Below are 20,880 nucleotides of genomic sequence, written 5' to 3'. Positions count from 1 at the left end.
GGGGGGGGGGGGGGGGGGGGGCGGGGGGCTCGTTCGAGGTCCCGCCTCCGCCGCGCCGGGCATCCCGTACGTACGGGATGCCCGGCGCGGGACGGACGCACGCCTGCCGGAGCCGGCCGTCGCCGCGCGACCGGTCGCCGTCGACACCGGGGCCGCCGCTTACCGCCGTACGGGTGCGATCGTTTTGAGCGAATAGAACTTTATGATTGATGGATCTTGACGATCGGAATCTGGCTTCATAGAGTCGGCGCGGCCTCACCCAGCCGCAAGGAGTACCCCAGATGCCTGGTCGACGCCCGCGAATCCTGCTTGCCATGGCCCCCGAACTCCGTCCCCGCCTGTTGGGCGAGGCCGTCACCCAACGGCTGCGCGCAGTTGCCGAGTTCGACCCGGAGGTCGTCGCCGACGACTACGCCAGACCCGAGGTGGCAGCCGCTCTCGCGGAGGCCGAGGTGCTGCTCACCTTCTGGGGCGCGCCCGCCGTCGACGCCCGCGCGCTCGCGCGCGCACCCCGCCTCAGAGCGGTGGTGCACGCCGCCGGCTCCGTCAAGCGGCTCGTCACCGGAGCCTGCTGGGACCGCGGCATCACGGTCTCCTCCGCGGCCCTGGCCAACTCCCTGCCCGTGGCGGAGTACACCGTCGCGATGGTGCTGCTCTCCAACAAGCGGGTGATGCAGCTCCGCGAGGAGTACCGCAGCGTCCGCGGCACCCGGCACGACTGGCACCTGAGGTACCCCCACGCGGGCAACTACCGCCGGACCGTCGGCATTGTCGGAGCCTCCCGGATCGGCCGCCGGGTGATCGAGCTCCTGCGCCCGTACGACCTCGAACTCGTGCTGTACGACCCGTACGTGACCCGCGGGGAAGCCGCGGCGCTCGGAGTCCGCGGCGTGGAGCTCGACGAACTGTGCCGGATCTCGGACGTGGTCAGCCTGCACGCACCGGAGCTGCCCGAGACCCGGGCGATGATCGACCGCGGCCGGCTGGCGCTCATGCGCGACGGCGCCACGCTCATCAACACGGCGCGCGGTTCACTGGTCGACGGAGCCGCGGTGACGACGGAGCTGGCCTCCGGCCGGCTGCACGCGGTCATCGACGTGACCGACCCGGAGGTGCTGCCCGCCGACTCCCCTCTCTACGACCTGCCCAATGTGCTGCTCACCCCGCACATCGCGGGCTCTCTCGGCAACGAACTGCACCGGATGGCCGACTCCGCCGTCGAGGAGATCGCCCGGTACGCCGCGGGCGCGCCGTTCGCCCACCCGGTGTACCGCGAGGACCTCGACCGGACGGCCTGAGCTTCCCGGCCACCTCGGCCCAGCCCCGCCCTCCCCGGCCCGCCACCGCCCCAACCCCCAACCCCCAATCCCCGTCCCCGCGCCCGCGCTTGCCCGCGAGAGGAGCGGGGCCGGCGCTCCGCCGCGCTGTCGCGCCGTCCTGCGGAATGCGGTCGGACACCACTGAACTGATCGTATTGATCAATGGTTCACATGCTCTTGACGTTCAAGAACCAGGAGCGAATGATTCAACCCGTTCAGCCCACTCGCCAAGGAGCAGTCCACATGAAGTCTCAGCCCTTGCGTGTCTACGGAGCGGTGGCCGCAGCGCTTTCCCTCGCCCTGCTGACCTCCGCCTGCGCCGGATCCGAGCCCACCGCGCCGTCCGCCGCCGGGGAAGACGGCAAGCCGGTGACCCTCACGTACTGGACCTGGACGAGCGGAGCGGAGGCCGCGGCCGCGGAGTTCAACAGGACGCACACCGACATACAGGTGCGCTTCTCCCAGATCCCGGGCGGCGCCGACGGCTACAGCAAGATCAGCAACGCCATCAAGGCGGGGGACGCGCCGGACGTGGCGACCGTCGAGTACAACATGGTCCCGGAGTTCGCGAGTCAGGGATACCTGGAGGACATCACCGCCTCCTCCGGAGAGCTCGTCAAGACGAGCTTCCCGGCTGGTGTCCGGGACCTGGTGACCCTCGGCGGCAAGACCTGGTCGGTCCCCTTCGACGCCACCCCGCAGGTGTACTTCTACCGCAAGGACCTCTTCGAGAAGTACGGCGTCACCGTCCCCACGACGTGGGACGAGTACCGTGCGGCCGCCGAGAAGATCAAGGCCGCCGACCCCGGGGCGCGGATCGGATCCTTCCCGACCGACGCCCCGCTCCAGGCGACGCTGTCCTGGCAGGCCGGCGCCAAGTGGTTCGAGGTGAAGGGCGATGCCTGGAAGCCCGCGATCGACGACGCCCCCTCGCAGAAGGTCGCCGACTACTGGCAGGCGATGCTCAAGGACGACCTGGTCTTCAACTACGGAGCCGGCACCCCGGAGGAGACCAAGTCGAAGGCCGACGGTACGACGGTCAGCGTCGTGGGCGCCTCCTGGAGCGCGGGCGGAATGGTCTCCGGCATGCCGGACCTCAAGGGCAAGTGGGGCGTCGCACCCGTTCCCCACTGGGGCACGCCCGCCAGCGGGATGTACGGCGGCACCAGCTTCGCCGTGACCAAGGGCAGCAAGCACGCGGCGGCTGCCGCCGAGTTCATCAAGTGGGTGACCACCGACCCGGCGTCGATGAAGGCCCGGATCGGCGCTCTGAAGAACCCGAGCAGCGCCCTCCCCGCGAACCCGGCCATGGCCGCGGTGGCGGCGCAGGCATTCGACACCTCCTACTTCGGCGGTCAGGACCTCTACAAACTGACCGGTGACCAGGTCGCCACGATCGTCCCCGGCTGGACCTGGGGCCCGGTCTGGGGCAAGGTCGGCGCCGACTTCAAGGACGAGGCCGCCAGGAACGGCCTGCCGAGCGGGCTGACGAAGGCCCAGGAATCGGCGCGTGCGGCGATCGGGAGCCGGGGCCTGAAGCTCGCCAAGTGACCCGGGCCGCCTGACCCGGGCCGCCCGAGCCGGGCCTCCTGACCCGTGCCGCCCACCGCCACGCGGCGGCACGAGCCGAACGCCGCCACCTCGCCGGAACCACCCGTACGCCAAGGAGCCCTCCCGTGGCATCAACCACCACCCCGGCACCCGCCGGAAGAGCGCTGCGCCGCAGACAACGCGGCGCCGTCGTCCTCTTCCTCTCCCCGTTCTTCGTGCTCTTCGCCGCCGTGACGGTCGCCCCGGTGGTGTACGCGGGCTGGATGAGCCTGTACCGGGAGCGGTCCTCGGGGCTCGGGTTCGGCGGCGTGGAGCGCACCTTCGCCGGGCTGGCCAACTACGCGGCGGTACTGTCCGATCCGGCGTTCCGGGACTCCTTCCTGCACGTAGCCGCGTACTGCCTCGTCTACATTCCGGTGATGATCGGCGTCGCGCTGGGCCTGGCGCTCCTGGTCGACTCGGCCCACGCCCGCGCCAAGCGCTTCTTCCAGCTCGCCTTCTTCCTGCCGCACGCCGTACCGGGACTGATCGCCTCGATCATCTGGATCTACCTCTACACCCCGGGTCTCAGCCCGGTCATCGAGTGGATCGACGCCGCAGGCGGCAGCTGGAACTTCTTCTCGCCCGGCCACACCCTGTCGTCGATGGTCAACATCGCCGTGTGGCAGTGGATCGGCTACAACATGGTGATCTTCTTCGCCGCGCTCCAGGCGGTGCCCCGCGAGGTCGTGGAGGCCGCGACGGTGGACGGCGCCGGCGCCTGGCGCATCGCCCTGGGCATCAAGGTGCCGATCATCCGCTCCTCGGTGGTCATGACCGTGCTGTTCACCTGCGTCGGAGCCATCCAGCTCTTCACCGAGCCCAAGCTCCTCTCCGACAAGGCGCAGGCCCTCGGCAACGACTGGTCTCCCACGATGTACATCGTCAGCAAGGCGTTCGTCGACCACGACTACGCGTCCGCCGCCGCGGCTTCCCTGCTGCTGGCCGTCGTGGCCGGAGCACTGTCGTTCGTGGTCACCCGGATGGGGAAGCGGTGGCAGGAATCATGAGCACGGACACCGTCTCCCCCCGCACCGCCGAGCGGACCAGCCAACCGCGGCCCAAAAGCCCCACGGCGCCGGCCCGGCCCGGCGCCCCGCGCGCCTGGGCCTCCAAAGCCGCCGTCAACGGCGTGCTGATCATGCTGGCGCTGTACACGCTGATGCCGATCAGCTGGCTGCTGGTGGCCGCCACCAAGAACCGCCGCGACCTCTTCGGCACCGGCGGTTTCAGCTTCGGCGAGTTCAACCTCTTCTCCAACGTCCTCGAGGTGTTCACCCATAACGACGGCATCTACGGACGCTGGCTGCTCAACACCCTCCTCTACGCGGTGGTCGGCTCGGCGCTCTCCTCCCTGATCTCGGTCGCGGCCGGATACGCCTTCGACAAGTACGCCTTCGCGGGCAAGGAGAAGCTCTTCGGCGTGGTCCTGGCGGGCGTACTGGTACCGGGAGCCGTCCTCACCCTGCCCATGTACCTGCTGGCCTCGAAGGCGGGCCTCACCAACACCTACTGGGCGCTGCTGATCCCCTCCCTGGTCAACCCGTTCGGCGTCTACCTCGCCCGGGTCTTCTCCGAGGGCTACGTCCCGTACGAGGTGATCGAGGCGGCCAGGGTCGACGGCGCCGGCGAGGTACGGACCTTCCGCACCATCGCGCTGCCCATGCTGGCGCCGGGGTTCGTGACGCTGTTCCTGTTCTCCTTCACCGCGAGCTGGAACAACTTCTACGGCGCGCTGGTCATGCTGAACGACAAGGACCTGTATCCCGTCAGCCTCGGCCTCCACGTGTGGAACGTGTCCATCACGGAGAGCCCCGAGATGTACTCGCTCGCCATCACCGGTTCGCTCATCGCCATCATCCCCCTGGTGATCGCCTTCCTCTGCCTCCAGGGCTTCTGGCGCTCGGGCCTGACCGCCGGTGCGGTGAAGTAGGCAGCCGTGACGAGCCGCCCCCGCCCCGCCCCCCGCCCCCGGCCCACCGCCCACCGTGCCCTCCACCGTGCCGGTCGGGGCCGCGTCCGGGAGGCTCGTCCTGCGCGCGCTGACCGGGTGGACGTACCGCTGCCGCGCTCCCTCGTACGGCACCGACGCGCCCCGTTCAGCCCAGGGCGACCTTGATCCGCTGGGTGGCCCCGGCCTGCCCCCTGAGGTCCCCGAAGGTGAGGGTGAGGGCGGCACCGGTAACGGCGGAGGTCACAGTGGCGGGCTTGGAGAGCACGGAGGCCACGGCACGGTTCCACCGGACCGTCAGGCCGGTCCGCATCCGCATCGGGTCGCAGACGCACACGGTCGCGGTGCCGTCTCCGTGCTCCCGGACCAGCACACAGGCCGGGTTGTCCGCGGTGAGGGCGCCGGCCGATCCGGCGAACCAGAAGTTCACGGCCGTGACGCCGAGCGAGGGCACCACGACGCCCTGCCGGACGTTGTCGTTGGCGAGGATCACGATCCAGCCGGTGTCCGCCGCGCGGGCGGCCGTCGCGGCCGCGGTGGCACCGGGCATCAGGACGGACGAACAGGACGCGTCGACGGGGTCCACGCCGTGGTCGAACCACAAGGTCAGGTAGCGGCGGGTGACCGGGTCGACGGTGCCCGCGGTGTTGATGTCCCGCCAGGAGCCGGTACGGGCCTCGCGCAGCGCCTTGACCGTCGCGCCGCCGGGGAACACGTACCCGCCGTGACCGGCGATGTGCGCCCAGCGGCTGCCGGTGAGGGTGGCCGACCAGCCGAGCGCGGCGGGCTGGACGGCGCCGTTCACCGTGAGGGCGTGCCCGCCGCTCGCGCCGAGGTTGCGGTTCTCGACCACCGTCTCTGCCGCGGCCCCGTCGGTGCACCTGACCGAGCCCGTCAGGCAGACGACGGAGTCGTCCAGGCAGAACCAGGACTTCTTGGCGTACAGGGTGCTCGACAGCCCGCGGACGAACTGCCCCAGGGCCGCGTACTCCCCGTCCGTGGAGCCGCCGACCCAGGTCACGTCCGGCCTCGGCAGCGCCCAGGCGCCGCCCTCGGCGTCGGCGAGCGGCTTCTTGGATACGGTGGTGCCCGGCAGCCGGTACGGGTCGACGGTCGGCCAGAACCCGTCCGTGAACTGGCCGTTGGCGTACGTGTCGCCCCACCACTGGAGCATGCCCGCACCGGTGTGCCAGCCGCGGAGGTTCTCCCCGTTGCCCGTCTCGTAGAGGCCGATCCGCCGGGAGGCCATGCTGACCGACGCCGCCCAGCCGGGACGGCGGTGGACGGCCCGGTCCATGCTCGGGAAGAGCCTGTGCCCGGTCGGCTCGGCGATCGGGGTGACGGCGTCGTCGTCCCGTACGGCCTTGAGCCGGGCCAGCGCGGCGACACCGAGGTCGGTGTCGGCGAGCACCGGGCTGTAGTAGTCCCGCTGGATCCAGCCCTTCACCAGCCCGCGCCAGCGCCGGTCCTCCGCTCCGCTCGCGGCGGTGCCCAGCAGGACGATGGCGGCGAGGACGCCGTGGCCCCGGCCGTGGTCGCCGCCCTGGAATCCCAGGGGGCCGGTCCGCGGGTTGCCCCGGCTGGTGGAGCGGCCCGAGACCGCGTCCATCATCAGGCCGTTGTAGAGGAACGGCGCGAAGGACTTCTCCACCGAGTCCAGGACGGTCTGCCGGTGGGGGTCGGACACCGCCCAGGGCGATCCTTTCAGCAGCGAGAACAACCCGGCCAGGCCGCCGAGCAGCACGGCGCCGTACGAGCCCGTGTAGGCGAGACAGGTGTGCTGGACGAAGGACCCGTCGGCGTAGAAGCCGTCCCCGGTGGTGACGAACGGGAAGACGGGGGAGAGGGCGTCGCGGGCGAGCGCGATCTTGGCGGGGTTCTTGCCCAGGACGCCGCGCAGCGCCAGCGAACGGCACAGGTCCACCCGGTTGGCGCCGGTGCTGGTGCCGGTGTAGGCGCCCACCGAGGAGTCGGGGACGAAGCGGTCGACCGCTGCCAGGTGGCGGGCGAGCTGGGCGGCGGAGAGCGGGTCGTGGAGGATCGTGCTGATGTCCAGCAGGGCCTGCGGGGAGCCGATCTGGAAGTCCCACCAGTTTCCGAACGGGCTCCGGGAAGCGTTGTAGGCCTGGTCGTGGACGTGGTCGAGCCCCGTGCTGATCTCGCCCAGCAGGGCGGAGCTGCCGGTCAGGCCCGTGCCGGGCTGGGCGTGGGCCTGCGCCATGGCGGCCAGCCGCGTGTAGCTGGCGGTGATCGAACTCGACAGGTTCAGGGGGAGGTCGGGCCAGAGCGATCCGTTCGCGGCCGCCATCGTGGAGCGGTGCTCGCCGGCCTGGGAGCCCAGCAGGGCCAGCTTCTCGGCGAACGGCGCGGCCGCCGGGTCGAACCCGCTGCTCAGCAGCATCTCGCGCCAGGCGCCGCGCAGCGCGTCGTACGCGTCGCCCGCCTCCGGCATTTGCGCGGACGCGGCGGACGCCGGGCCGGCCGAGGAGATTCCGGCCAAGAGGGCCGCGCTGCCGGACAGCCGGAAGAAGGAACGGCGGGACCACGGCGTGGACATGGAGCCTCCAGAGCTGGGCGTGGGCCGGCTCGCCGCACGGCAGGCCGCGGGCCGCGCGGGTGCGCGCGCGGCAGGAGGCGTCCGCTCGACGGTGAGGCGGCGACACGGCGGGGTGCGGGGTGGGAGGACGCCCCGCTGACCGGTTTCTAGCACGCGATCGGATGAACGCTCAAGAGGCGCGTACGGATCAATACGCTCAAGCGATCAGACCGGGGTCGCGGCGCCACCGCACGAGTCGCGCACGCGCAGCTCCGGAAGCAGCTCGACGTGCTGCCTGGACCCGCCCCCGCCGCCCTCGGGGCCGCCCGCGAGCCGGTCGAGCAGCAGCCGGGCCGCCGCCGCGCCCACCGCGCGCTTGGGCGGCGCCACGGCGGTGAGGGCCAGCTCGGACAGTCCGGACGCCTCGTCGTCGTAGACCCCCAACGCGAGGTCCTCCGGGACCCGGATGCCCAGCGCCTGAAGGCCGCGGCACCAGTACGACGGCGTCGGCGTCACTGTGGACGAACGCGGCCGTGACGCCGTGCTCGCGCACGCCCCGGCGGAGGAACTCCAGCGTGCGGGCGTAGCGTTCCGGCTCGGAGTCGAGGGCGGCCGCGTCGAAGCCCGGCGACGCCGCGGCGCGGAGTCCGAGCGTCGACAGCGCCGCTTCGAAGCCGGCCTCCAGCCACTCCGTGTGCGGACTGCTCTGCAACGCCAGCGCGAACCGGGCGTGCCCCAGGGTGGCCAGGTGGCGGACTGCCTCGCCGGCCCCGTGCGCGGAGTCCGAACGCACCCGGCCGAGGCCGTGGGCGGGGCTCCCGGGGGCGGTCCACCGCTCCACCAGGACGGTGGGCACCGGCGCCGCGAGGATCGCGTCGGCCTCACCGGGGCCGGGTGCGCCGCGCACCCAACTCGGCGTGACGAGTAGCCCGTTCACCCCGGAGGCGACGAGTCGCTCGATCTGTCTCCCGTCCTCCTCGGCCAGGTGGCCGGTCAGGGCGAGGACGAGCCGAGCCCCGCGGGCCGCCAGCACCGCGCGGGCACTCTGGACGATCTCGGAGAAGGAGTAGTGCATGGTCGCCCGGCCACACCAGCGAGCCGTGCACCCGGCCGAGCCGTCCCTCGGAGGCGAGGAAGGCCGCGTCGCGGCGCACGGTAACTATGGAGACGTTCAGTGCGGCCGCAACCCCGGCGATGCTCAGGATGCCGTGTTCACGGACGATGCGGATGACCCGCTCGTGCCGCTCTTGTACATGAACACGCATGCTTCGCCCCCCTGTTACCCGAGAGTAACGCTGCTGTCCGGGTGGTCGGACACGCCGTGCGGCGTACTGTACGCGTCCCTGTGGGGACCTCGGGTGAACGTATTGAACGATCGTTCCAGACGTTCGTGCCGTGCACTCCCCGGATCCCCCGCCGGATCCCTCTCCGGAACCCGCCCCGTATCCGCCGACGGGGGAGGAGCATGAGAGGGCAGACCGCCTCGCTGCTCCGGGAAGTGGGTCAGATGTCCTCAGTGGTCACTCTCGCCGTCATCGGTGCCGGAGACCGGGGAGCCGGTCACGCCCGCTGGGCGCTGGCGCACCCCGACCGCGCGAAGGTGGTGGCCGTCGCGGAGCCGCGCGCGCCGCGCAGGAACCGGCTGGTGGCCGCACACGGTCTGGCCTCCGCGGCGGCCGTGGACGACTGGCGGACGCTGACCGGCCGCAGCCGGATCGCGGACGCGGTGCTGATCTGCACCCTGGACCGCGAACACCTGGAGCCGGTGCTCGCGTTCGCCGCCCTCGGCTACCACATCATGCTCGAGAAGCCGATGGCGCTGGACGAGGACGAGTGCCGGCGGATCGTCGCCGCGGTGGAGGCGGCCGGAGTGGTCCTCGCCGTCGGCCACGTCCTGCGCTACACGCCCTACACGGAGGCGCTGAAACGCGTCGTCGACTCGGGCCGCCTCGGTGACGTCGTCAGCGTCCAGCACCTGGAGCCGGTCGGCTTCTGGCACCAGGCCCACTCGTTCGTACGGGGGAACTGGCGCCGCGAGGACGAGGCCACCTCCATGCTCATGGCGAAGTCCTGCCACGACCTGGACTGGCTGCAGTACGTGCTCGGCCGTCCGCCGGTGCGGGTCTCCAGCTTCGGCAGCCTCTCCCACTTCCGGCCCGAGCACAAGCCGGCCGGCGCCGCGGACCGGTGTCTGGACTGTGCGGTCGAAGCGAGCTGCCCGTACTCCGCCCCGCGCGAGTACGGCGAACGGCTCGCGGCCGGCCGGCACGGGTGGCCCCTGAGCGCGGTGCTCGACGAGTTCACCCCGCGGGCCCTCGCGGGCGCCCTGCGGGACGGCCCGTACGGGCGGTGCGTGTACGCCTGCGACAACGACGTGGTCGACCACCAGGTGGTCGCCATGGAGTTCGCCTCAGGGGCCACCGCCACCTTCACGATGACGGCCTTCACCGAGCAGGCGGACCGCCAGACCCGGGTCTTCGGGACCAGGGCCGAACTGCGGGGCGACGGCCGGAGCCTGCGGCTCTACGACTTCCTGACCCGTACCGAGGAGCACATGGACCCCGGCGCCGGAGGACCGATGGACGCGGGCGGCGGCCACGGAGGCGGCGACGAGGGTCTCATGGACGCGTTCGTGGCCGCCGTGGCCACGGGGAACCCCGCCCTCGTCAAGTCCGGCCCCCGGGAATCCCTGACCAGCCACCTGACCGTACTGGCCGCCGAACGCGCCCGGCTGGCCGGCACCGTCGAGACCCTGGACCCGGCCGAGACCCTGGACCCCGCCGAGCGCTTGGACCCCGTCGAGCACTCGGGCCCCGCCGGTCCGACGAAGCTTTCAGGACTTTGGCGACATTCCTAGGGCTGCGCCAGCTCCCGCACCGTGGCCATGTCGCTGAACGGGAGCAGTTCCTCGCCGACGATCTGGTGCGGTTCGCTGCCCTTCCCGGCGATGAGGATCGTGTCCTCCGGACCCGCCGTGGACAGCGCGAAGGCGATCGCCTGGCGGCGGTCGGCGTAGCGGTGGAACGGGGTTCCGGTCGCCGTGAGACCCGGGGCGACTTGGTCCAGGATGGCCTCGGGGTCCTCGTTGCGCGGGTTGTCCGAGGTCAGGACGCACAGGTCGGAGTGGGTTCCGGCGATCTTGCCCATCTCGGCGCGCTTGGTGGTGTCGCGGTCCCCGCCGCAGCCGAAGACCGTGATCACCCGGCCGCGGGCGAAGCCGCGGATGGTGGTCAGGACCTTGTCCAGGGAGTCGGGGGAGTGGGCGTAGTCCACGATCACCGAGGTGCCCAGCGGCGTTCGGAAGCGCTCCAGGCGGCCCGGCACCGGAGGCATCCGTTCGAGCGCGTCGACCAGGGGGCCCAGCTCGTGGCCCAGTACGTGACAGGCCGCCACGGTGGCCAGCGCGTTGGCCACCGAGAAGCGGCCGGGGACCGGGATCGAGGCCGGGTAGGCGTGCCCGCCGTGGTGCAGGGTGAACCGGGTACCCGCGGCGCTGACCTCGAGGTCGGTGGCCCGGTAGTCCGCCGGGGAGTCCAGGGCGTACGTGGTCACCGCACCCGGCATCATCGCCACGATGCCCGCGCCCACCGGGTCGTCGGCGTTGACCACCGCGCGCCGGCACAGGCCCTGGAAGAGCCGCAGTTTGGCATCACGGTAGTCCGCCATCGTGCCGTGGTCGTCCAGGTGGTCCTGGGTCAGGTTGGTGAAGACGCCGACGTCGATGAACGTACGGTCCACCCGGTGGGTCAGCAGTGCCATGGAGGTGGCCTCCAGCACCACGCTGGAGGCCCCGCGGTCACGCATGTAACCCAGCAGGTACTGGAGGTCGGGCGATTCCGGAGTGGTCAGCACCGAGCGCGGCATCGGGATCGGCTCGTCGCCGATCCGGCTCCCGGCGGTGCCGATGACCCCCACCTTCGACGCCTCGGCGAGCCGCAGGACGGACTCGACCATGTACGAGACGGAGGTCTTCCCGTTCGTGCCGGTGATCGCCACCATGTCCATCTGCCGGCCGGGCTCGCCGAAGTAGCGGGAGGTCACCACCGCGGCGGCGGTCCGGGTGTCGGGAACGCGTACGGCGCAGGTACCCGGCGGCCAGACCGCGGCGGGCAGGGAGGGTTCGCTTCCGTCGACCAGTACGGCGGCGGCCCCCCGGGCCAGCGCCGGCGGGACGGAGCCGGGGCCGCCCTCCCGGTGTCCGGGTACGGCGATGAACAGCGAGCCGGGGGTCACCCGGTCGGCGTCGAAGGTGGTTCCCGCGGTGATCAGCGTCGTGTCGGGATCACCCTGGAGGACGTGGTGCTCCTGCCCGGCCAGCAAATCGCTCAGCTTCACAATGATCCCTTCGAGGGGGCTCGGCCCGGGGCGTGCGGCCGTAGCCAGGCGGCAGCGCCGGCGGCATGCCGGAAAGCTGCTGTGGTGATGTGGAGCGGAGGGGCCTGGGGCGCGAAGCGCTAGCCGTGGCCGTGCAAGGCGACACGGCGGGTCTCGGGCGCCGCGGCGAAGGCCGCGCGAGCCGGGTCGACGACGGTCGCAACCCCGGCGGCCGGACACGTCCCGAAGGCGGCCTGGCGCAGGCACTGCCTCGAAGAACGTGTGTGACCCATGGGCCGAGTGTACGGCCCACCCAGCGGCCCCCGGCCCACAGCGGACCGGCCCGGAGGCCCCACCGGACACCGGCCCGAGGCCCACGGCGGGACAGCCCCTAGGGTGGGCGCGTGGCGGCGAACCTGAACGTAAACGAAAACGTAAGCGCGAACGGCGACGCGAAGAGTGACGCGAACGGCGACGCGAACATGAACGCGGACATCACGGGCGACCGGGTGCTGTACGGCTGCATGGGCCTCGGCGGGAGCTGGGAACCCGGCCCGTACGAGCCGGCGGACATCGACGCGGCCGAGGCCGCCGTCGAGGCGGCCCTCGACAGCGGGATCACCACCTTCGACCACGCCGACATCTACCGGCACGGGAAGGCCGAGGCGGTGTTCGGCGAGGTGCTCGCGCGGACGCCCGGGCTGCGCGAGCGGATCACCCTGCAGACCAAGTGCGGGATCCGCCTGGCCGGCGAGGAGGGCCCCGGCCGCTACGACCTGCGCGGCCCGAGCATCGTCCGGCGCGTGGAGGAGAGCCTGACCCGGCTGCGCACCGATGTGATGGACGTCCTCCTGCTGCACCGACCCGACCCCCTGGCCGACCCGGACGAGACCGCGGCGGCGCTGATGTCCCTGCACCGGCAGGGCCTCGTCCGCGCCTTCGGGGTGTCCAACATGGGCGCGCCGCAGATCACCGCCCTCCAGGCCCGGCTCGACGTACCGCTCGTCGCAAACCAGCTGGAGATGAGCCTGCACAGCCGCGACTGGGTCGAGGCCGGGGTCCTGGCTAACACCCCCGCGTACGCGGCCAACGGTTTCCCCTTCGGCACGCTGGAACACTGCCGCGACCACGGCATCCGCCTCCAGGCCTGGGGCGCACTGGCGCAGGGGCGTTTCACCGGCCGCCAGAGCACTCCCGCGGAACACGCCACCGCGGACCTCCTGGCCGCCCTCGCCCGCAAGAAGGACACGACCCCCGAAGCGGTCCTGCTGTGGTGGCTGGCCCGTCATCCCGCGGGCATCGCCCCCGTCATCGGCAGCGCCCGCCCGGACCGCATCCGCGCCTGCCGCGACGCCGCCGTGCGCGAGCCCGATCTCACGCACGAGGAGTGGTACGAACTCTGGATCACCGCGCGGGCCACCCCGCTCCCCTGAACGGTCCGGTGCGGTCCGGTCCGGTCAGGTTCGGTCGCGGGGAAAACCGCTGCGCCGAAAGCGACGACACCCGTGATGATGGACCGATGATCGACGAACAGCGGACCCCGCCCGTTCTGACGGGTGACGAGCGTGCCACGTTGACCAGCGTCCTGCAGGGGCAGCGTGACACCTTGATGATGAAGTGCGCGGGGCTGAGCGCCGAGCAGCTGCGCAGGAAGGCGGTCGCGCCGTCGGGACTGACACTGCTCGGCCTGGTGCGCCATCTCGCGGAGGTTGAGCGGAGCTGGTTCCGCAACGTCCTGGCCGGAGAGGAAGTGCCGGGGCACTTCCCGAAGAACGAGGCCAACGAGTGGACGGAGTTCCACGTCGACGATGCGGACCCGGCCGCCTCCTTCGCGATCTGGGAGGAGGCCTGCGCGCGGTCGCGGGCGATCGTGGATGCCGCCGGATCCCTCGACGCGGTGGGGAGCTGGGAGGACCGCACGTACTCGCTGCACTACATCCTGGCCCACATGATCGAGGAGTACGCCCGGCACAACGGGCACGCGGACCTGCTGCGCGAGGCGATCGACGGGACGACCGGGGAGTGAGGCGCGGCGGACGGGACGGACGGGGTGGACGGGAGTAAGGACCGGGTGGCCGCGGCGCCGGCCGGGCAATGACGGCCCGGGGAGCCGGGCCGGATTCCCGGAGGCCGCCCGGAATCCGGAACTCCGGGCGTTCCTGACCTCGCTCCGGCCCGGGGCGGAGCTGTCCGGCACGCTCGGCGGCAATCGCGGGAGAGCAGCTCACCCATGTCGACCGCGCCGTCCCCGTTGGCGTCCCCGGCTTCCAGGAGGGCTGCCCACCAGCCCGTCAGCAGCGTCTCCATCCGCGCTCGCAGTTCCGTGCCCGGACCCACCCCCGGCAGCAGACCCCATCGGGCGACGAGCGCCGCGAAGTCCTCCTCGCGCGGATAGCCGTCACCGTCCGAGTCGAACGCGGCGAACATCCCCTTGAGCTTGCGCTCCTGAAACACGCTGGCCACGAGAGGCCTCCCTCGACGCCGGACCGAACCGAACCGAACCGAGCCGAATCGAACCGAGAATCGTCGCCGACCGCTGCTCAACGGGTGGCGGTCGGCGTGTAATTGTAGGTCGGGGCGCGCCGCCGGCCCCACGGGCACATGTGCCCGAACGGTCACTCCTCCGGCCGGATCGCCGACCCCGGCCAGGGCCGTGAATCACTCGCCGTCGCCGCCTTTCCTCCCCGGCGGGCGATGCCTGGTTGACACCAGTCCCCCCACAGCACTTAGCTTCTGATGGCACCTCACTTAAGGGACAAGAGGGGAAAATCATGCTGGCGAAATCACTGGTCGCCCTGGGCGGCGCCGCCGTGCTCGCCCTGGGCGTGCTCAGTACGCCCGCCAACGCGGTGGTCGTGCACAGCAGGTTCCAGAATCAGGTCGGGAACCTGTGCCTCGACTACCGGGCCGACTGGGGCCCGTACGTCACCGGCTGCAACGACGGCCCGTACCAGAAGTGGTGGTACAACCGGGATGCGGGCCCCAACACCGCGCTCGCGCAGGACGCGACGAGCAAGTGTCTGGGGGTGACGAACGGCAGGACGACGATGTCGAAGTGCCGTGGGACCGCGCAGCAGTGGACCCTGCGGTACACCTCGGGAAGCGGAATCCCGATGATCGTCAACGTAGCCACCCGGCAGTGCCTCGCACAGGGGGGAAACAAGGCGGTCGTGGTGGCGCCCTGTACCGGAGGCAACTCCCAGCGATGGAAGGTTCTTTGAGAGGAGAACGGGGAGCGACGCGAACCGCCGCTCCGGTTCAAGGTCAGCCGGCCGCCCCTTCCACGTACGACGCCAGGTTGGCCAGCGAGGAGGCGATCCCCGCCTCGTGGTCCGCTTGGCCGATGCCGGGCGGCACGTCCGTCGCCGTGACGGTCACCTCGGTCCCGCCGCCGGTGGCGGCGAGGCTCCAGGTCATCGTCATGGTGCCCGCGTACGACGGATCGTCGGCCTCGAACACGGCCCGCTGCACCACGCGCTCCGGTACCACCAGTTCCGCGAAGCCCACGTCCACGACGTCCGTCGCCCCGGAGGTCTTTCCGGGGCTGTCGGCGGAGTCGAGGTAGGTGAGCACCATCCGGAACCCGCCCCCCGGCCGGGGATCCCACCGCTCGACGCGCCCGCGCATGCCGTCCGGCGGCAGCCAGGCCTCCAGCGACTCCCGGTCGAGGAGGGCGCCGTAGACGGTCTCCGGTGGTGCCGCGATCACCCTGCTGGCGCGGTCGGTCCTGTTCATGGCACCGATGCTAGGTCGGGTCGCGCGGTCGCAGCCGCGTCCGGCCGGCGGTGACGGCGGTGACGGCGGTGAGATCGGCGGCGTCAGGTCGCCCCCGCGGCGGATAACGACGTGCGCGCGACCACGGGGCGCTGTCAGGCTGCGCCGGTGAACCGTGAACAGATCTCCAGACTCGCCCATGCCGGCCACCCGATCAAAGCCCCGCTCGACGACGACTCGGTACGACGACTGCTGGAACACGGCGTCCCACGCGGCGACGAACGGGTACTCGACCTCGGGTGCGGCGGCGCCGAATGGCTCCTGCGGACCCTGACCGCGCACCCGCGCGTCCGGGCCGAGGGCGTGGACATATCCGAGGAGGACCTCCGGCAGGCGCGCGAGGCCGCGACCCGGCTGGGTGTCGGAGCCCGTCTGGAACTGCACCACCGGGAGGCCGCGGACTTCCGTTCCCCGCAACCGTTCGACCTGGTGCTCAGCGTCGGAGCCACGCATGCCTTCGGCGGCCTGCTGCCCACCCTCGCGGCGGCGCGCAGGCACCTGGCCCCGGGCGGACGCGTCATGATCGGCGAGGGCTTCTGGGAACGCGAGCCGTCACGGGAAGCCGTCGAGATGCTCGGGGACTTCACCGATCTGGCGAACACCGTGGACCGCGTCGTCGCCGACGGGTGGACTCCCGTGCACGGGCACGTCAGCACGCGCCGCGAACTGGACGACTACGAGTGGGCGTGCTGGGGTTCGCTGGCCTCCTGGGCGCTGGACCACCCCGAGCACCCGGACGCCGCGCAAGTACGCGAGACGGCGGCGGCCCGCCGTACCGAATGGCTGCGCGTCTACCGGGACACGTGGGGGTTCGTCAGCCTCGTCCTGCGCCCGTCGCGGCCTGGAGTCCGGTGATCGCATCGGTGGTCATGGTGTCTCCCTGGAGCGCTACGGCGCTCGGGCGAGGCGCTGGCGGGCGCGGAAGGGCAGACGTCAGGCCCGCCGGCAGCTGATGAGCGTGATCAGCGAGGCGCCCCTGCCCGTGGCGCGCGCCGCGCGCCGCCTCGCAGTCGCTCCTCAGGGCGTGCGGCGCATCGCCACCGGCCTCGTCCGCGACGGCCTGGCGGAGCTGCGGGACAACCCGGACCACCGCACGTCACCGCTGCTCGTGCTCACCGGTGACGGGCAGCGGACGCTGGCGGCCGTCACCGCCCGGGCCACGACGGCGCACGGGGCGATGGGGAGGGGATCCCGGAGGGCGATCTGGGCAGCTGTACGCGGGGTGCCGCGACGGCTGACCCGGCAGACGGACGCCTGGGCGGACACGGCCCGTGCGCACGCGGGACCCACGGGCGGGCGCGCGGGCGAGGACGAGGTGTAAGGGGAGCCGGTCCCTGAAGGGGCGGGCGCCGGGAAGCCCCGCCAGAGAGGGTCGGGCTCTGGCGGGGCTCGGCCGTACTGGACGGCGGTTGCCGACGGGCGGCGGCGAGGCGGCGCCACCGCCCGCCCGGCCGCCGCGGGTCAGCGCGCGGCGCCGAAGTCCTGCGTCCAGTAGTGGCCCGGCTGCGCGAGGCCGATGCCGATCTCCTTGTAGGAGCAGTCGAGGATGTTCCGCTTGTGGCCGGGGCTGTTCATCCAGCCCTCCATGACCTTCTCGGGGGTGCTGTAGCCGTAGGCGACGTTCTCGCCGTACGTCCTCCACTCGTATCCCGCCCGGGTGATGCGCCGGCCCGGGTCGGAACCGTCGGAGCCGGTGTGGGACATGTTGCTGTTCGCGGCCATGTCCGTGCTGTGGTCCTGCGCGGCCTTCGTGAGCTTCGCGTTGAGCGTGAGCACCGGACACCCGACGGCCGCGCGCTCCTTGTTGACGAGCGCGAGCACCTGGGCCTGGGCGCCGGAGGGCGCTCCGGTGTCCTTCGGTGCGGCGGGCTTGGTCGCCTGCTTCGTGGGCTGTGCGGGCTGTGCGGGCTTCGCGGGCTTTACGGGCTTCACGGGCTGTGCCGGTTCGGCCGGCCGCGACGCCGCCGGGGCGGGCTCGGCGGCGGGCGCCGCGGGCGGTTCGGCGACCGGCTGGGCAGCGGGCTCGGCCGGGGCCGCGGGCTCGGCGCCGGGGTCTGCCGGGGCGCCGTCCTGGGCCGGGGCTTCCGAGGGCGGCTGCGGGGTGGGCGAGCCGAAGGGGTTGTCCTGCCAGGGGTTGGTGTCCCGCTGGGCCGCGGTGGCCCGTATCGGCCCGGTGTCCTGTGTGTCCAGGCAGGCCATGGCGGCGCTGGGCACACCCACGACGGTCAGGGCCCCGACGGCTATGACCATTTTCCGGTGGTGCGCTGTCTTACGGTGCTTCTTCATGCGTGACCTCACTCGGTGATCCCGAAGCTCCCGGCGCCGGACCGCGAGGGCGCCGGAGGAGCCGCCATTCTCAGAAGGGCGGCAGCGGCCTGGCAAGTTCCGTCGGCCGGGCCGCGCGGGACCTTCCGGGCCGGGCTTGAAACGGCCGGAAGGTCGTGCATGGGTGCGGGGCGGCGACCGCGGCGGAACCTGACAGGTCGCTAGAACCGTCTCTCAACAGTCACGTTGGAAAGAGGGAAGTGGAAGTCACTGATTCCGTTCCCGGCGGTATGAGGCATGTCAGTGTCAAAAAGGTGCAAAGGGTGAAATGTCGACTGCTGGTGAGTCCCGTGAGGCGTGCCCGACCGACGGGTGCGCCGTGACGCATGTCACGGGCCGCGAGCCGAACCGGACGCCGCCGCACACCTCGCCCCGCCGAGGGTCCCCTCCCGAACGGCGGGGTCGGGTGGCCCGCGTCCGGCCGAAGCTCTGGAGTTCCTCAAGGCGCGCTTGGGGGGCCTACCCGGAGGGGCATCTCCCCTGCACGACAGCAAGGGGGGTGGGGCACGTGGAGTTCCTGATGATCATGGGGATCGCGCTCATCGTGGTGTTCCTCGCGACGATGTTCGGTGGCGGAGGTGGCGGAGGTGGCGGAGGTCGTGGCTCGTCACGGGGCCGGCCGCGCGGAGGTGGCGGCGGTCACCGGTGCGGTAGCGGATCGTCCTGCGGGGGTGGCGGAGGCGACTGACGGTCAGGCCACCCCGCTCGGCGAAGAGGCCGCGCGGGGAGCGGGGCGGATACTCGGCTACGGCTACCGCTACGGGCGATGCGCACCCGCCGCCCGCCGAGCCGGACGGCGTATCCCCTCCACGCGGCCAACTCCGCTCAAGCGATGGGGCATTGCTACCCACCGCCTTCGCTGGACGTAGTGTTCCGGCCGTGACGATCGCACCAGCCCGGACATCGGCGGCTTCGGGCTCGGACCCTCCTCGCCGGAGCTGCTCTGCGCGGTGATCAGCACCTGCCTGATGCCTGATGCCTGACGCACACGGTGCTGTGCACAGCGGCCCTGGACGGCATCGCCCTCGACCGGGTCGAGGTACGGGTCCGAGCCCGAAACAACGACGCCCGCTTCTTCGAGGTGCCCTCGGAGGCCCCGGCCGTGCCGTACGACCTCACGGCGGCCGACGAGCGCTGCCCGATGCTGAGGATGGTGCGCTCCCAGCACGGCATCGAACTTCACGCCGTCGCGCCCGACAGGCCACCGCCGTCGGGACCACCGACGGAGAGCACGGCGTCCCTCGGTCAGTGGGCCGGCCACCGGTGCTCGCTGTACGGGACGCCGGCGGCGATGTGACGCAGGGCGACGCGCAGGTAGTCCGGCATCGGCTCGGGCAGGGAACCGGCCTCGTACCAGCTCCAGCTCTCGCACTTGTCGGGTTCGGGGTCGCCGATGGCGCCCGTCTACCTGTCCACCTCGAAGAAGAACGCGATGCGCTCGTGGCCTCCGTAGACGGAGACGTGGTGCATGACGTGAACGAAGCGCAGGTCGCTTGGGACTGGTCGCGTCGGCGGCCCATGAGCAGGTGCTCGCCGTCGCGGAGCAGCAGGTGCACGTCGGCGTAGTGCGAGGCGTAGGTCCTGGCGGTCTCGGTCGTCATGAGCACCATGGTTTCCCCCTCGGACCGGGGTTGTCAGTCGCATGGTGCAGGATCAGCGCGTCAGTTCTCCGAAGGGATGGGAAAACCGGTGTCGATCACGAACCAGCAGGTCAACGGGCACGTGTTCCTGCGCGCGCTGTACGAGGACGCGTACTACCCGGATCGCGTCCTCGACAAGGGGCGCGCCGTCCTGCTGGGTCTGTGCGAGCGGATCGAGGCCGGAAGGCCCTCGGACCTGGCCGCGCTGTACCTGCTCACCAAGGTGGCGACGGAGGCGTTCAACGACCTGGAGGCGGAGTTCGAGGCGGCGGGAAGCGAGATCGAGACCGTCGCGCGCGAAGAGATAGCGGAGGACTTCGGCTTCGTGGCGTCGGCCTACGGGTTCGGGGACGCGGACGTGGAGGAGCTGATCGCCGGACGCGAGTGGTGACGGCCGCGGAGGCACGGGGAGCCCTGCCCCCGTGCCACCGCTTGCCTCGCTGCGTGCGGTGGTGTCCCCGCCGGCCGCCGCCCGTTTCCGGCGGGCCTGACGGCGCTGCGTACGGGGGTGTCAGTGGCCGGCGGGCCGCAGTACCTCACGGAGGGTCTGCGCGAACGCCTCCGGCTCGCCCTGCTGCCCGAATTCTCCTCCGAGGAAGCCGCCGTGGTGGCTGGGGAAGAGGGTCAGTCCGGTGCCCAGCCCGTCGGCGATCGCGGCCGCGGCGCGAGCCGGGAACTGGCCCTCGGACTCTTTGCCGGCGGCCACGACGATACGTGTCGTGGCAGCGCGCAGGGCGGCGAAATCGGGCCGGTATCCCGTACAGCCGCGCATGTTCTGGCCCAGCAGCGGGTCGTCGCGCGAACCGTCGTCCTCGGTCGGCAGTCCGAAGAGGGCGGGGTCGGGGGCGGGCTCGTCCGCCCAGTCGGCGGGGAACGGACCCTGCCGGCCGGCCACGGCGATGAACTTCGCCATCGCTGGGCCCATGCCGTCGCGCTGGTACGTCGTATGGATGTCCGCGCAGACCTCCAGCGCCGCCTCACGGTCCGGCAGGACCTGCGCCGTCGGCGGCTCGTGCGCGACCAGGGTGCGCACGAGGTCCGGCTGCCGTGCCACCAGGTCGAGCGCGTTCACGGCGCCACCGCTGCTGGCGAACACGTCCACGGGGCCGGAGCCGAGTGCCTCGATGACCCGCCGCAGGTCGTCGGCGTGCTCCTCGGGCGTCGACTCGGAGGCGCCGTCCGTACGGATGCTGCGGCCGGTCCCGCGGGGGTCGTAGGTGACGACGGTCCGGTCGGTGAAGTACGAAGCCAGCGTGAGGAAGCCACTGGCGTCCATGGGCGAGCCGATGAGGAACAGGGCGGGGCCGCCGGCCCCGCCGTCCGGCAGGCCGCCGCGGACGTCATAGCGGAGCGTGGCACCGGTGGCGTCCAGCGTGTGGGTCACGAGCTCGGTCATGGTGTCTCCTCGGAATGCGTACGGTCAGAAGGAGA

At 71.9% G+C, this 20,880-nt stretch carries 21 protein-coding genes; 13 read left to right on the top strand and 8 right to left on the bottom strand.

Going from position 1 to position 20,880, the window contains the following annotated elements; genetic code table 11:
* From OTB16_RS35430 to OTB16_RS35410, 5 genes are all read left to right on the top strand, one after another.
* Positions 1–196 (top strand): hypothetical protein (locus OTB16_RS35430; protein WP_267726561.1); only part of this gene is annotated, 196 nt, incomplete at its 5' end.
* Positions 197–314: 118 nt separating this feature from the next.
* Entirely contained in the window at positions 315–1,298 is a 984-nt protein-coding gene (locus OTB16_RS35425) for a hydroxyacid dehydrogenase (protein WP_267726559.1), read from the top strand.
* Positions 1,299–1,562: 264 nt separating this feature from the next.
* Positions 1,563–2,870: an ABC transporter substrate-binding protein gene (locus OTB16_RS35420; RefSeq protein WP_267726557.1), complete on the top strand. Its 1,308-nt coding sequence runs from the start codon at positions 1,563–1,565 to the stop codon at positions 2,868–2,870.
* Positions 2,871–2,995: 125 nt separating this feature from the next.
* Positions 2,996–3,919 (top strand): carbohydrate ABC transporter permease, encoded by a 924-nt coding sequence (locus OTB16_RS35415; RefSeq protein WP_267726555.1) that lies wholly within the window; start codon positions 2,996–2,998, stop codon positions 3,917–3,919.
* Positions 3,916–4,842: a carbohydrate ABC transporter permease gene (locus OTB16_RS35410; RefSeq protein ID WP_420717866.1), complete on the top strand. Its 927-nt coding sequence runs from the start codon at positions 3,916–3,918 to the stop codon at positions 4,840–4,842. Before OTB16_RS35415 ends, OTB16_RS35410 begins: the two co-directional genes overlap by 4 nt.
* A gap of 166 nt (positions 4,843–5,008) precedes the next feature.
* Here the strand turns inward: OTB16_RS35410 and OTB16_RS35405 are convergent, their stop codons facing one another.
* From OTB16_RS35405 to OTB16_RS39375, 3 genes are all read right to left on the bottom strand, one after another.
* Positions 5,009–7,417, bottom strand: coding sequence for a polysaccharide lyase 8 family protein (locus OTB16_RS35405; protein ID WP_267726554.1), 2,409 nt, complete (start codon positions 7,415–7,417; stop codon positions 5,009–5,011).
* A 204-nt stretch (positions 7,418–7,621) separates the two neighbouring features.
* On the bottom strand, positions 7,622–7,912 hold the full coding sequence (locus OTB16_RS39385) for a substrate-binding domain-containing protein (protein ID WP_324290924.1): 291 nt from the start codon (positions 7,910–7,912) through the stop codon (positions 7,622–7,624).
* A 365-nt stretch (positions 7,913–8,277) separates the two neighbouring features.
* Positions 8,278–8,661: a DeoR family transcriptional regulator gene (locus OTB16_RS39375; RefSeq protein WP_324290923.1), complete on the bottom strand. Its 384-nt coding sequence runs from the start codon at positions 8,659–8,661 to the stop codon at positions 8,278–8,280.
* A gap of 200 nt (positions 8,662–8,861) precedes the next feature.
* On the opposite strand from OTB16_RS39375, the gene OTB16_RS35395 reads away from it, so the two are divergent.
* The gene (locus OTB16_RS35395) at positions 8,862–10,253 is read left to right on the top strand and encodes a Gfo/Idh/MocA family protein (protein ID WP_267726552.1); all 1,392 of its coding nucleotides are present in this window, start codon (positions 8,862–8,864) and stop codon (positions 10,251–10,253) included.
* On the opposite strand, the gene OTB16_RS35390 is transcribed toward OTB16_RS35395, so the two are convergent.
* Both OTB16_RS35390 and OTB16_RS35385 read right to left on the bottom strand, forming a co-directional pair.
* On the bottom strand, positions 10,250–11,731 hold the full coding sequence (locus OTB16_RS35390; RefSeq protein WP_267726550.1) for a UDP-N-acetylmuramoyl-L-alanyl-D-glutamate--2,6-diaminopimelate ligase: 1,482 nt from the start codon (positions 11,729–11,731) through the stop codon (positions 10,250–10,252). The two genes, OTB16_RS35395 and OTB16_RS35390, sit on opposite strands and share 4 nt — an antisense overlap.
* 119 nt (positions 11,732–11,850) lie before the next feature.
* Positions 11,851–12,003 (bottom strand): hypothetical protein, encoded by a 153-nt coding sequence (locus OTB16_RS35385; protein ID WP_267726548.1) that lies wholly within the window; start codon positions 12,001–12,003, stop codon positions 11,851–11,853.
* Between the two features lie 189 nt (positions 12,004–12,192).
* Here OTB16_RS35385 and OTB16_RS35380 point away from each other — a divergent pair, with 189 nt between their 5' ends.
* The 3 genes from OTB16_RS35380 to OTB16_RS35370 all read left to right on the top strand — a co-directional run bounded on the left by OTB16_RS35380 (position 12,193) and on the right by OTB16_RS35370 (position 14,931).
* Positions 12,193–13,143, top strand: coding sequence for an aldo/keto reductase (locus OTB16_RS35380; RefSeq protein ID WP_267726546.1), 951 nt, complete (start codon positions 12,193–12,195; stop codon positions 13,141–13,143).
* A gap of 86 nt (positions 13,144–13,229) precedes the next feature.
* The gene (locus tag OTB16_RS35375) at positions 13,230–13,736 is read left to right on the top strand and encodes a DinB family protein (RefSeq protein WP_267726545.1); all 507 of its coding nucleotides are present in this window, start codon (positions 13,230–13,232) and stop codon (positions 13,734–13,736) included.
* A gap of 745 nt (positions 13,737–14,481) precedes the next feature.
* Positions 14,482–14,931 carry an RICIN domain-containing protein gene (locus OTB16_RS35370; protein WP_267726543.1) on the top strand — a complete coding sequence of 150 codons (450 nt, stop codon included), beginning with the start codon at positions 14,482–14,484 and terminating at the stop codon, positions 14,929–14,931.
* 43 nt (positions 14,932–14,974) lie between these two features.
* Here OTB16_RS35370 and OTB16_RS35365 read toward each other — a convergent pair whose 3' ends face one another.
* On the bottom strand, positions 14,975–15,445 hold the full coding sequence (locus OTB16_RS35365; RefSeq protein ID WP_267726542.1) for an SRPBCC family protein: 471 nt from the start codon (positions 15,443–15,445) through the stop codon (positions 14,975–14,977).
* Positions 15,446–15,592: 147 nt separating this feature from the next.
* Here OTB16_RS35365 and OTB16_RS35360 point away from each other — a divergent pair, with 147 nt between their 5' ends.
* The gene (locus OTB16_RS35360; RefSeq protein WP_267726540.1) at positions 15,593–16,339 is read left to right on the top strand and encodes an SAM-dependent methyltransferase; all 747 of its coding nucleotides are present in this window, start codon (positions 15,593–15,595) and stop codon (positions 16,337–16,339) included.
* A 97-nt stretch (positions 16,340–16,436) separates the two neighbouring features.
* Positions 16,437–16,805: a hypothetical protein gene (locus tag OTB16_RS35355; RefSeq protein ID WP_267726538.1), complete on the top strand. Its 369-nt coding sequence runs from the start codon at positions 16,437–16,439 to the stop codon at positions 16,803–16,805.
* Positions 16,806–16,945: 140 nt separating this feature from the next.
* On the opposite strand, the gene OTB16_RS35350 is transcribed toward OTB16_RS35355, so the two are convergent.
* Positions 16,946–17,770 carry a CAP domain-containing protein gene (locus OTB16_RS35350; protein WP_267726537.1) on the bottom strand — a complete coding sequence of 275 codons (825 nt, stop codon included), beginning with the start codon at positions 17,768–17,770 and terminating at the stop codon, positions 16,946–16,948.
* A 1,030-nt stretch (positions 17,771–18,800) separates the two neighbouring features.
* Between OTB16_RS35350 and OTB16_RS35345 the strand changes: the two genes are divergently transcribed.
* A complete protein-coding gene (locus OTB16_RS35345; RefSeq protein ID WP_267726535.1) occupies positions 18,801–19,106 on the top strand; it encodes a hypothetical protein in 306 nt (101 codons plus the stop codon).
* A gap of 392 nt (positions 19,107–19,498) precedes the next feature.
* Complete coding sequence (locus OTB16_RS35340) at positions 19,499–19,840, top strand: DUF5713 family protein (protein WP_267726533.1); 342 nt, start codon at positions 19,499–19,501, stop codon at positions 19,838–19,840.
* 120 nt (positions 19,841–19,960) lie between these two features.
* Here OTB16_RS35340 and OTB16_RS35335 read toward each other — a convergent pair whose 3' ends face one another.
* Positions 19,961–20,845: an alpha/beta fold hydrolase gene (locus OTB16_RS35335; RefSeq protein ID WP_267726531.1), complete on the bottom strand. Its 885-nt coding sequence runs from the start codon at positions 20,843–20,845 to the stop codon at positions 19,961–19,963.
* Positions 20,846–20,880: the final 35 nt, after the last annotated feature.

Origin of the sequence: Streptomyces antarcticus, from assembly GCF_026627255.1 — a bacterium.
In the GTDB taxonomy this organism is placed as follows: Bacteria; Actinomycetota; Actinomycetes; order Streptomycetales; family Streptomycetaceae; genus Streptomyces; species Streptomyces antarcticus.
The sequence above is the reverse complement of the archived record's forward strand: the minus strand, read 5'-3'. Positions and strand labels throughout refer to the sequence as shown.

Bases quoted from the DNA above. Each gene is read 5' to 3' on its own strand.
- OTB16_RS35425 (WP_267726559.1), top strand. From the start codon at position 315: ATGGCCCCCGAACTCCGTCCCCGCCTGTTGGGCGAGGCCGTCACCCAA.
- OTB16_RS35420 (WP_267726557.1), top strand. From the start codon at position 1,563: ATGAAGTCTCAGCCCTTGCGTGTCTACGGAGCGGTGGCCGCAGCGCTT.
- OTB16_RS35410 (WP_420717866.1), top strand. From the start codon at position 3,916: ATGAGCACGGACACCGTCTCCCCCCGCACCGCCGAGCGGACCAGCCAA.
- OTB16_RS35405 (WP_267726554.1), bottom strand. From the start codon at position 7,417: ATGTCCACGCCGTGGTCCCGCCGTTCCTTCTTCCGGCTGTCCGGCAGC.
- OTB16_RS39375 (WP_324290923.1), bottom strand. From the start codon at position 8,661: ATGCGTGTTCATGTACAAGAGCGGCACGAGCGGGTCATCCGCATCGTC.
- OTB16_RS35395 (WP_267726552.1), top strand. From the start codon at position 8,862: ATGAGAGGGCAGACCGCCTCGCTGCTCCGGGAAGTGGGTCAGATGTCC.
- OTB16_RS35385 (WP_267726548.1), bottom strand. From the start codon at position 12,003: ATGGGTCACACACGTTCTTCGAGGCAGTGCCTGCGCCAGGCCGCCTTC.
- OTB16_RS35380 (WP_267726546.1), top strand. From the start codon at position 12,193: ATGAACGCGGACATCACGGGCGACCGGGTGCTGTACGGCTGCATGGGC.
- OTB16_RS35375 (WP_267726545.1), top strand. From the start codon at position 13,230: ATGATCGACGAACAGCGGACCCCGCCCGTTCTGACGGGTGACGAGCGT.
- OTB16_RS35370 (WP_267726543.1), top strand. From the start codon at position 14,482: ATGCTGGCGAAATCACTGGTCGCCCTGGGCGGCGCCGCCGTGCTCGCC.
- OTB16_RS35365 (WP_267726542.1), bottom strand. From the start codon at position 15,445: ATGAACAGGACCGACCGCGCCAGCAGGGTGATCGCGGCACCACCGGAG.
- OTB16_RS35355 (WP_267726538.1), top strand. From the start codon at position 16,437: ATGAGCGTGATCAGCGAGGCGCCCCTGCCCGTGGCGCGCGCCGCGCGC.
- OTB16_RS35350 (WP_267726537.1), bottom strand. From the start codon at position 17,770: ATGAAGAAGCACCGTAAGACAGCGCACCACCGGAAAATGGTCATAGCC.
- OTB16_RS35335 (WP_267726531.1), bottom strand. From the start codon at position 20,845: ATGACCGAGCTCGTGACCCACACGCTGGACGCCACCGGTGCCACGCTC.